Here is a 2184-nt window from a genome sequence, read left to right on the forward strand (position 1 = left end):
CGGTCGTCACCCCGGTCCACCCGGTCCACCCGGTCCACCCGGGTCGTCGGCCGGTCGCCGGTCGGTCGTCGGCCCGGCGTCACTTCTTCCACTTGGTCAGCGGACCGTCGCTGGCGCTGAAGCGGCGGAACACGTAGACCGCGGCGCCGTCGTCCGAGATCAGGTACTCGGAGCTGCTGCTGCCGATGCCCATGCTGCTCGGCATGGTCATGGTGCCGAGGTCGGACAGCGAGCCGTCGGTCGGCGAGAGCGTCACCAGCCGGGCCGGCTTGTTGTAGCCCTGGTCGACGACCGCGCGGACCTTGCCGTCCTTGTCGGTCCCGGCCACCAGGCGCATGTCGTTGCTCGTCGAGCCGGAGGTGGCCGCCCACAGCCGCTTGCCGGTGGTCAGGTCGTAGGCGTTGATGCCCGGCTTGCCGCCGCTGACCTGGACGTACAGCGTGGTGCCGCTGACCACGTTGCGGGTGAGGGCCTCGTCCTGGCCGGAGAGGCGCAGGCTGTCCGAACCGGGCTCCTTGACGGACATCTGGTTGCCCGGCTTGTTGTCCTTGTCGAACGGCAGGATGTAGTCGCCCTGCGGGCCGCTGGACATCAGCAGCACCAGCGGCTTGTCCTGGACGACCGAGTCGACCTGCTCGATGCTGCCGGTGAGGGTGATCGGGGCGCTGGTCGGCTTGCCCGTCTCGGCGTTGACGACGACCAGCTGCGACTTCGGGCCGGTGGTGCCGTAGCAGCGGTCGCTGACCGCGATCTGGACGCCGGCCGCCTTGCCGCGCACCGAGCAGTCCTTGTCGCGCGGCTGGAACTGCCAGGCCGGCTGGCCGTTGGCGATGTTCAGGGCGCCGACCATGTTGCCGCCGACGGCGACCACGTTCTCGGTGACGCTGAGGGTCGGCGAGGACATCCGGTCGGCCGAGACCTTGACGCTCCAGAGCAGCTTGCCCTGGGTCAGATCGATGGCGCCGACGGTGGAGCAGTCGCTGTCACCGGTGTTGAAGGAGACGGCGGCGACGCCCTTGGAGTTGGCGCCGTAGGAGGCGGTGCACATCTCCTTGCTGCCGGCCGGGACGGGGATGGTCCAGGCCTCCTTGCCGTCGGTCAGGTTGTAGGCCTTGATGCCGGAACCGTCGACGCGCACGGCGAGCTTGTCGGTGCCCCAGACACCGAGCAGCTGGCTCGAGGTGTCCGCGCCGGCCGGCTTGGGGACGCTCCAGGCGACGTTGAAGCTGCCGCCCTTGGGCCCGGGGCCGGGGGTCGGGCCGTTGCTGGTCCCGCCGTTGTCGGTGGTGCCGCCGTTGTCGGCGGCGACCGGGCCCGGGGCCGGATCGGGCTCGGGCTTCGGGTCCTTGAGCAGGACGACCAGGGCGACCACGATCGAGATCGCCAGCACACCGCCGATGATCCCGCCCCACAGCATCACGGGGTTGCGCTGCTTGGGAGGGACGGGCGCGACGGGGTAGCTGTACCCGGGCTGCTGCTGCGGGTAGTTGTAGCCGCCGGTGTTGTAGGCCTGCCCGGCGTCCGGGGCGCCGTACGGGGAACCGGGGACCGGGTCGTACGGGCCGAGCGGGGCGGCGCCGGGCGGCGGCGGGGCCTGGCTGGGGAACCCGGTCGCGGTCGGCGCGTACACCGCGTACTCCGGGCTGCCGGCGGGCGGCTGCGCGGGCGGTGCCGGCGGTTGGGCGGGCGGCGGGCCCGCGGGCGCGACCGGGCCCGGGACGGCCGCGCCGTCGAGCTGCGTCATCTGGTCCGCGACGGCGGCCGGATCCACACCGCCGCCCGGCGGGCGCCCGAACGAGACGCCCCGGTTGTCCTGCGGACCGTTGCCGGGCGTTTCGCCTGCCCCCGGCGTAGGGTGATCCCCTGCCATCTGATTCCCCGTCATGTCTGGAAGCGTCCCCTTGCCGGTGCCGTCCACGGCTCCGGTGGGACGGGTGAGAATTGGGCACCATGCTAGTGGTGTGTCGTTTTCGGCCGCCGCCAGGACGGCCGATCCCCGTCTCCGCAGGTCCAGGCCTCGCAACACCTTCACCCCCCGATCACCGCGCCCCCACGCCCGCGCCCCGGCGCTCCGGTCCGCGCCGGTCGGCCGCCGTCCGCGCCCCCTCCTCCTCCGCCGCCATCGCGCACCCTTCCTTCCGATTGCCGCGGTCGCCGCCCCGGCCGGGCCGGCCCTTCGGGCCC

General features: G+C 72.9%; 1 protein-coding gene. It reads right to left on the reverse strand.

Annotation, left to right across the window (positions count from 1 at the left end; all coding sequences use genetic code 11):
- Positions 1–79: 79 nt before the first annotated feature.
- Positions 80–1744: a PQQ-binding-like beta-propeller repeat protein gene (locus tag ACIQOV_RS38420; RefSeq protein WP_401055414.1), complete on the reverse strand. Its 1665-nt coding sequence runs from the start codon at positions 1742–1744 to the stop codon at positions 80–82.
- Between the last annotated feature and the right edge of the window lie 440 nt (positions 1745–2184).

Origin of the sequence: Kitasatospora sp. NPDC091257 (assembly GCF_044757675.1) — a bacterium.
Taxonomy (GTDB): domain Bacteria; phylum Actinomycetota; class Actinomycetes; order Streptomycetales; family Streptomycetaceae; genus Kitasatospora; species Kitasatospora lactacystinica.

Bases quoted from the DNA above. Each gene is read 5' to 3' on its own strand.
- ACIQOV_RS38420 (WP_401055414.1), bottom strand. From the start codon at position 1,744: ATGACGCAGCTCGACGGCGCGGCCGTCCCGGGCCCGGTCGCGCCCGCG.